2 protein-coding genes are annotated in these 8,582 nt (G+C 68.6%); both read left to right on the forward strand.

Annotated elements, in window-relative coordinates:
* The first annotated feature begins 170 nt into the window (after positions 1-170).
* Entirely contained in the window at positions 171-7,481 is a 7,311-nt protein-coding gene (locus tag AC07AL_RS17815) for an RHS repeat-associated core domain-containing protein (protein ID WP_478317781.1), read from the forward strand.
* Entirely contained in the window at positions 7,465-8,493 is a 1,029-nt protein-coding gene (locus AC07AL_RS17820; protein WP_400332595.1) for a DUF3710 domain-containing protein, read from the forward strand. Before AC07AL_RS17815 ends, AC07AL_RS17820 begins: the two co-directional genes overlap by 17 nt.
* The last annotated feature ends 89 nt before the right edge of the window (positions 8,494-8,582 follow it).

Raw genomic sequence — 8,582 nt, forward strand, 5'->3', positions numbered from 1 at the left:
GTGTCCGAGTTGTCTGAGGTGGTGGCGCATTGCTCTCCGAGTGACATGGATCACATGAAGTAATTTTAAGCTTTCCATACTTTTGATTGGTCGTGTGCCCCTAAAGTGCCGGTGGCCTGGGCTGACGTGGTCGGCCTGCTTCAAGCTTTGGCAATGTGTGGGGGAGTCAATTGTCTCGTCACTTCAGCCTGTTCACCCGCTCGCGAAGTTCGCGGCTGGCCGCGATGGCCGCCCTGGCCGTCTGCATGTCGGTGGTGACGCTCCCCTCGGTCGAGGCGGTCGCCAGCACCGCCGACCCCCCGAAGGTCTGGGTGCCGCCGAACACACCAGTGCCGGAGACCCTCCCGGTGAAGGGTTCGGACGCCAAGGTCTCGGGCCGCACGCCCGACCCCGGAAAGAAGTGGTCGCCACCGGCCGACTCCAGCCCACCGTCCGGCAGAGCCATCGCCACGCTCGACGGCGTGAGTGCCAAGGCGACCGCGGCGTCGGCCTCCAATGACGCGCTGGCCCCGACAGCCGCTTCCACGGGCGCGGTCCAGGCCGGCTCGCTACCCGTCTGGATCACGCCGTCCGCCGGCGCGCAACAGGCCCCCCGGAACGCCCCGTCGAGCCCGTCCGCCAAGGGCGGAGCCCCGACCATCCAGGTCGACCTGGCCGACCAGGGTCTCGCCACGGCTGCCGGCGTGAACGGCGCCCTGGTCGCCCTCAGCGACACCGGCGACGGCGGCGGAGCCGGGCGGGTCCAGGTCGGGATCGATGTTCAGCCCTGGGCGAAGAACGCCGGCGCCAACTGGGCCTCGCGGGCCCGGATCGTCCAACTGCCCGGGTGTGCCCTGACGACCCCGGGCGCCCCCGGTTGCACCACGCGCACCCCCGTACCGTCCCACCAGGACGAGGCCACGGGCCGGTTGGTGGCCGAGGTCGACCTCCCACAGCCGACCACCGACGTGGCCTCCAAGTCCTTCGCCGCCGGTGCCTTCGGAAGCCCGGCGGCGAACACGTCCTCGGTGGCGCTCGCGGCCGAGGCGGCCCCCAGCGGCAGCGGCGGTGACTTCACCGCCTCGCCGATCACGCCGTCCGCGTCCTGGCAGGCCGGTGCCAACGCGGGCAACTTCACCTACGGCTACACCGTCGAGCTGCCCTCCGCACTGGCGGGCCCGGCTCCCGACGTCTCGCTCGGCTACGACTCCTCCGCCGTGGACGGCAAGACCGCTTCCACCAACGCCCAGCCGTCCTGGATCGGCGAGGGTTGGGAATGGCACCCGGGTTCCATCGTCCGCGGCTACAAGGGATGCAAGGACGCCGGGATCGACAAGTCGGGCGACCAGTGCTGGGGCGGCGACCTGCTCCAGCTCTCGCTCGCCGGCCACGCCGGCCAGTTGGTCAAGGACGACGACTCCTGTGAGTGGCATCTGCAGGGCGAGGACGGCACCAAGGTCGAGCGGCTGACCGGGCAGGCCAACGGTGCCTGGAACGGCGAAGCCTGGCGGATCACCACCGTCGACGGCACTCAGTACTACTTCGGCGCGAACCACCTGCCCGGCGGCGACGGCACCGACCAGGCCAGCAACTCGGTCTCCACCGTGCCGATCTACTGGCCGGGTGGCCAGGATCCGTGCCTGAAGGGCGGCTCGCCGGCCACCAACTCCTGGTCCCAGATGGGATGGCAGTGGTCGCTCGACTACGTCGTCGACCCTCACCAGAACCTGATCACCTACCGGTACGAGCAGGAGCAGAACTCCTACGTCCAGGGCGGCGGCCAGAACAACGGCAACGGCCCCCGGGCCAAGTACCAGCGCGCGAGTTACCCGGTCTGGGTGGGCTACGGCCAGCGGCTGCCCGACCAGATCGCCGCCAAGGGCAAGGCCAATCCGGCCGCCCAGGTGTGGTTCCGCACCGCCGAGCGCTGCCTGCCGAACGGCACGACCACCTGCGATCCGTCGCAGCGGACCAAGGCCAATGCCAAGTCCTGGCCGGACACACCGATCGACCAGACCTGCGACGCGACCGGCGACTGCACCGTCTACTCGCCCACGTTCTGGACGACCAAGCGTCTCACGACGATCGACACCGAGGTCTGGACCGGCAGCTCCTACCGCCCCGTCGACTCCTTCGCCCTCAAGCAGTCCTTCCAGGATCCGGGTGACGGCACCTCCCCGTCGCTGTGGCTGGACTCGGTCCAGCGCACCGGCAGCAACGGCCGTACGCCGCTCACCCTTCCGGCGGTCTCGTTCCAGCCGCTGCAGATCGCCAACCGCGTCAAGGGCCAGGTCGTCCGGCCGGACGGCACCTCGGCCTCGATCGAGTCGTACAACCGTCCGCGCATTCAGACGATCACCACCGAGACCGGTGGCCTGATCAACGTCGTCTACCGGACCGCCGAGTGCTCGCGCGAAGCGGGCGGGAAGATGCCGTCCTCCGAGGACGGCAACACGATGGCCTGCATGCCGGTCAAGTGGTACCTGCCCGGGCAGAGCGCGCCGGACCCGGTGAACGACTGGTTCAACAAGATCGTCGTGCAGTCCGTGACCCAGGAGGACTCGGTCGCCGGCGGCCAGCCCGCGGTCGTCACCGACTACGTCTACGGCGGCGGCGCGGCCTGGCACCGCAACGACTCCGAGATGGCCGACCCCAAGACCCGTACCTGGGACCAGTTCCGCGGGTACGCGACGGTCACGACCCTCACCGGTAGCGGCAGCGACGTCGAGTCGCCGCGCACCAAGACGGTCGCCACGTTCCTGCGCGGCATGGACGGTGACGTCCTCGCCAACGGAACCGCGCGCCAAGTGTCCGTGATCGACGTCCACGGCGGCACCATCAAGGACGAGAACGTCCTGGTCGGCTACATCCGCGACTCCACCAACTACAACGGGGAGAACGGAGAGGTCCTCTCCACCACGGTCTCCGACCCGTGGCTGGGTCCGGTCACGGCCACCCGCAAGCAGTCCAGTGGCATGCCGCCGATCACCGCCCGGGCCGTCAACGCGGCCAAGGTGACCAACCGGGAGAAGCTGGCCAACGGCTGGCGTACGAGCGAGCGCTCCACCACGTACGACTCGACACCCGTCGCCCGCCCGTTGACCGTCAACGACAACGGCGACCTGGCTCACCCCGAGCAACTGCTCTGTACCTCCTTCACCTACGCCGGTGGTCCGAACGGCGCGGTGACGCAGCTAGCCTCGCGCACTCTGGTCCTCAAGGGCGCCTGCGGTCGGACCGCGACGAAGGACAACACCGTCGCCGACACCCGGGCGTACTTCGACGGCCTGCCCCTCGGCAAGTCCGGCACCAAGTCCGAGCAGACCGCCACCGAGGTCCTGGAGCGTTACGACACCGCCGGTCAGCCGGTCTACCGGGCCACCGCGCGGGCGAGCTTCGACGCCTACGGCCGGGTGATCAGCACGGTCGACCCGAGTCGCACCGACGCTGCTCACCCGACCGGCGCCGAGACCAAGACCGCGTACTCCCCGGCCACCGGTCAGCTGCCGACCCAGGTCACCCACACCAATCCGATGGGCTGGCAGACCGTCAGCACTTTGGATGTGGGCCGCGGTTCGCCGCTCAAGATCCAGGACGAGAACGGCCGCATCAGCGAGCAGGACTTCGACTCCCTCGGCCGCGCGACCGCCGGCTGGAGCCCGGGCAACGACCGAAGTAGCTTTCCGGACCGCCCGAACCGGAGGTTCTCCTACTCGGTCAACGGCACGAACGCTCCCTCGCAGGTGCTCACCCAGGCGCTGATGGGCGACCTGAAGACCTACACCTCCAGCTTCACCATCTACGACGGCCTCGGTCGCGTCCGCCAGACCCAGGCCAGCACCCCGTCGGGCGCCACCGGCCGCATGATCACCGATGCGCTGTTCGACTCCAAGGGTCGGCAGACCAAGACCAGCGCCGCCTATTACAACGACCAGGCGCAGCCCAGCGGCCAGCTCTTCCTGCCCAACGGCGGTGTGAACCCCGACAGCAAGATCCCCTCCCAGACAGTTCAACAGTTCGACGGCGCAGGCCGGGTCACCGACTCGGTCTTCCAGTCCTACGGCGTCGAGCAGTGGCGTACCCACACCGACTTCCTGGGCGCAGACGAGGTCCGCGTCACCCCGCCCGCTGGAGGCTATGCGTCCGCGACCGTCAAGGATGCCCGCGGCAACACGCTCGCGCTGCGCCAGTACAAGGCCAACACCCCGACCGGCGCGTACGACGAGACCACCTACGGCTACACGCCGGAAGGCAGGGAAGCCTGGCGCAAGGACGCGGCCGGGAACCTCTGGTCGTACGAGTACGACCAGCTGGGCCGCCCGGTGAAGTCCACCGACCCTGACTCGGGCACCGGCACCACCAGCTACGACGACGCCAAGAACCTCGTCACCGCGACGGACTCCCGGGGCAAGAGCGCCACCACCGTCACCGACCTGCTCGGCCGCACCGTCGCGGCGTACGAGGGCGCGGCGACCGACCCCGCCAAGCAGGTCGCCGCCTGGACCTACGACACCCTCGCCAAGGGCAAGCCGAGCTCCTCGACCCGCTACGTCGGCGGAGCGGGCGGAACCGCGTACAAGTCGGAGATCACCGGCTACGACATCGGATACCGCGAACTCGGCGCCAAGACCACCATCCCGGCAGCCGAGGGCGGCCTCGCCGGCACCTACCAGACCGACAACACCTACGACACGGCCGGTCGGCTGACCAACACCCTGATGCCGGCGGTCGCCGGCATGGGCCGGGAGAAGCTGACCTTCGTCACGGACGTGATGGGCCAGTTCGCGGCCCTGTCCAGCGCCTTCGGGTTGGCCCCGTCGACGACCTACGTGGCCGACGTCCGCTACGACCCGTACGGCCGGCCGTACCGGACCACCGTGGGCGGCGCCGGCGCGCAGGTCGTCTCCACCATGATCATTGACAACGCCACCGGCCGGGTCACCCGTTCACTGCTCGACAAGCAGAACGCCCCTCTCTCACACGTCGACGCGATCGACTACACCTACAACCCGATGGGTCAGGTCACCTCGGCCCGCAACGCGCAGGACGGCCTGGTCGCCGACCTGCAATGCTTCACCCACGACTACCTCGGCCGGCTCACCCAGGCCTGGACCGACAACGGCACCCAGACCACCCGTCCGCAGCCGAGCGTTCCCGGTGTCGGCGCCTGCGCCAACACCGACGGCCCGTCCGCGAGCGGCGGTAAGCCGAGCGTCGGCGGTCCGGCGCCCTACTGGCAGCAGTACGAGTACGACCTCATCGGCAACCGTACCAAGCTGGTCCAGAAGGACGTCAACGGCGACACCGGCAAGGATGTCACCACCACCCAGACGTTCGGCGCCGGCCCCAACACCCCGTCCTCCGACCCGAAGACGGGCGGCGGCACCGGCGGTCCGCACGCGCTGATGAAGTCCACCCGGACCGGTCCGGCCGGAACCGGGGTGACCTCGTACACCTACGACGCCGCGGGCAACACCACCTCGATCACCGACACCCCGGGCACCAGGAACCTGACCTGGAACGCCCAGGGCAAGCTCGACCAGATCACCGGCACCGGCCAGAGCGGCGCCACCAGCTACCTGTACGACCTGTCCGGAAACCAGCTGATCCGCCGCGACCCGGGCAAGACCACGCTCAATCTGGGCGCGGACCAGCTGACCCTCGACACCAACACCGGAGCGGTCACCAACGTCCGCAGCTACGCGGCGCCCAACGGCCTCTCCATCACCCGCACCACCACCAGCGGCACGTCCACGCTCGCCTACCAGGGTTCCGACCCACACGGCACCAACGGCGTGCAGTTCGACCCGGCCGACCTCGCCCAGGTGCGCCGTCCCACCGACCCGTTCGGCAACGAACGCGGCACCCAGCCGGATGCGGGCGTCTGGGCCGGCGACAAGGGCTTCGTCGGCGGCACCAAGGAGAAGGCCACCGGCTTCACCCTCCTCGGTGCCCGCGAGTATGACCCCAAGACGGGCCGCTTCATCAGTCCCGACCCCATCACGGTCGCCAGTGATCCCCAGCAGTGGAACGCCTACTCGTACGCCAACAACAGCCCGATCAACAAGTCGGACGCCAACGGCCTGAGGCCCACGTGTGACACCCCGGCCGAGTGCAACGGCCTCGCCGCCGAAAAGGACGACGGCCACGGCTACTCCTACATCACCCCGGCGACCTGGTCGCCCAGCACCCTGGCCTCGCTGCCCAAGCCCACGGCGCAGGAGCAGACCGCGAAGAGTCGGATGGACGCCGCCGACAAGGTCGTGAACGAGGCCAAGCACAAGCGCGATGAGCTCGTGCACAAGGTGGTCGACCTGGTCGGCGATCTGATCGGTTTCAACGACGCTCGCGACTGCTTCACCAAGGGCGACGTGATGAGCTGCATCAACACTGCGCTCAACGTGGTGCCCTGGGGCAAGATCCTCAAAGCCGTGAAGGTCGGCATCCAAGCGCTGAAGATCTACAAGGAGATCAACAAGGCCTACGACGCCATCCGGGCAGGTGAACGCACCGCCAGGGAGGCCGAAGCCGCCTACGTCACCGCCAGGACTGCGGCATCGGAAGCACGGGCAGCCGAAAAGGCGGCAGCCAGTGCCGCAGAAGAAAAAGCAGCAAGAGAAACAGCAACCGACGCGGCAGGGACAGAGAGCAAGGCCGTAGCCAAGGAAGCCGACGAAGTGCCCGTCGGTTGCCGCAACAGCTTCCCCACCGGCACCAAGGTGCTGATGGGCGACGGCAGTCTCAAGTCCATCGACGACATCCACGAGGGCGACGTCGTCATGGCCACCGACCCTCAGACCGGCGAGACCCGCCCGGAGACGGTCACCGCCACCATCCTGACCCCCGACGACAAGGACTTCACCGACCTCACCCTCACTGACGACGCGGCCCCCCGAGGCCCGCCGGCGGACCACCAGTCGAAGATCACCTCGACTCACCACCACCCCTACTGGAGCGAATCCCGCCAGCAGTGGGTCGACGCCGGTGAACTCACCCCCGGCGAACACCTCCGCCAGCCCGACGGCACCACCCTCATCATCCAGTCCGTCCGCAACTACCCCTACGCCGTCACCACACACAACCTGACCGTCAACCAGCTCCACACGTACTATGTGCTCGCAGGCACCACGCCGGTTCTCGTGCACAATTGCGGGAACGGAGAGGAGGCCTCCGAGGTCACCAAGAGCCCCGGGGGATCGACGGACCCGGGGCATGTACCGGATTTCTTCGCCCCCGACGCGGGTGGCCAGGCACGGCCACTGGGCACGCGTGCCGTTGAGGCCCCTGGAACCTCGCGTCGAGCCAGTGAAGAGGTCGCGGAGGAGACGAAGACACGGGCGTCCACGATGCAGAGGGCCCCTGTCCAAGCCGAGAAAATGGTCAAGGCCTTTGACCACGGTGGCGCCTCCGCTGGAATCACGGAAGCAGTTATTGCAGCTGGCATTACCGCTTATCGGGCATCGAAGATTGTCAAGGGGTGGCGAAATGGGCGACGTCGGTAGCGCTGCGCGACAGGTCCTGGACGAGTTCCAGCGCGATGGTTCACTTTCTCCGGAGACGGCGTCCAGGGCCCGCTGGGAGGACCGGCCGGAGAGCCTGACTCCCGCCCTGGTGCTGATGTTTGCGGTCAAGACGCTTCTGCGACTGCGGGCGGAGGAACGTGAGCCGTTTCCGGCCGATGTGCAGGCGATAGCCTCGCACGGCCTCGCTCCGAACGAGGTCGAGATGATGGTCGCTGGCTTGACGGGGGACCTCCGAGCCGTCAGGGACGGACGTCGGGACGCGTTGTTCACGCTGCAGAACACCCTTGTCCTGCTGGCGGTGCTGACGGACGACGAGGACATCCGTGGCGCCGACCTCGACTTTCTCCTTGGCGCTGCGGAGGAGATGGCCGATGAGTTCCTCCAGGCCGAGAATCCGTTTCGCCCGGCCCGACGGGGAGTCGACGTCGGGCCGTGGGACGTCAATGAGGACGGTTGGCAGGAGGACGATCTCATCGACCTCGGCGGGCTCCGAATCCCACGTGAGCCGGGGTGCAAGATCGAGCTGAAGCAGGACAAGTCGTCCCCGGATCTGTTGGAGGCCGGAGTACGGCGGAAGCCCACGTCGGTACAGCTCCAAGCGTACTGGTCGGCTCAGGGCGATGCCTGGGGCAGGGCACGTGAGACGTTCGCGGAGAACGTGCGAGGGCTCGGCGGCGAGGCCCGTGAGTGGGCAGGGCGGGCTGGGGTGGAGCTCAGGTGCGACGTCCCCGTCGTGCTCCCTTCTGGGGATAGAGGGGTGCAGACGGTTCTCGTGCTCGGCTTCGAGGGGCCCGGCTGGTTGCTGCGGGCCGTTGTGACAGGGGAGGGCGCTGATCCCGGGGGCCAGGACGACTGGGCCTACGGGTACGTCGAGCGGGTGGTCGTGGACCCGTCGTTTCGAAAGGTCCCCAACCCGCTGCTTTCGCCAGCCGGGTTCGGCTCACTCAAGCCCCCGTCGGACAGTCCGATCCTCCTGCGCATGCCCAAGTGACGGGCTGACGGTTCCGGTCCGGTGAAGCCCCCTGGCCCCGAACGTACCCGGGCCCGGGGGGGGGGGGGTGGGGGGGGGGGGGGGGGGGT

The organism is Kitasatospora sp. NPDC043949 (assembly GCF_056435365.1).

Coding starts and splice junctions, on each gene's coding strand:
- AC07AL_RS17820 (WP_400332595.1), top strand. CDS start 7,465: ATGGGCGACGTCGGTAGCGCTGCGCGACAGGTCCTGGACGAGTTCCAG.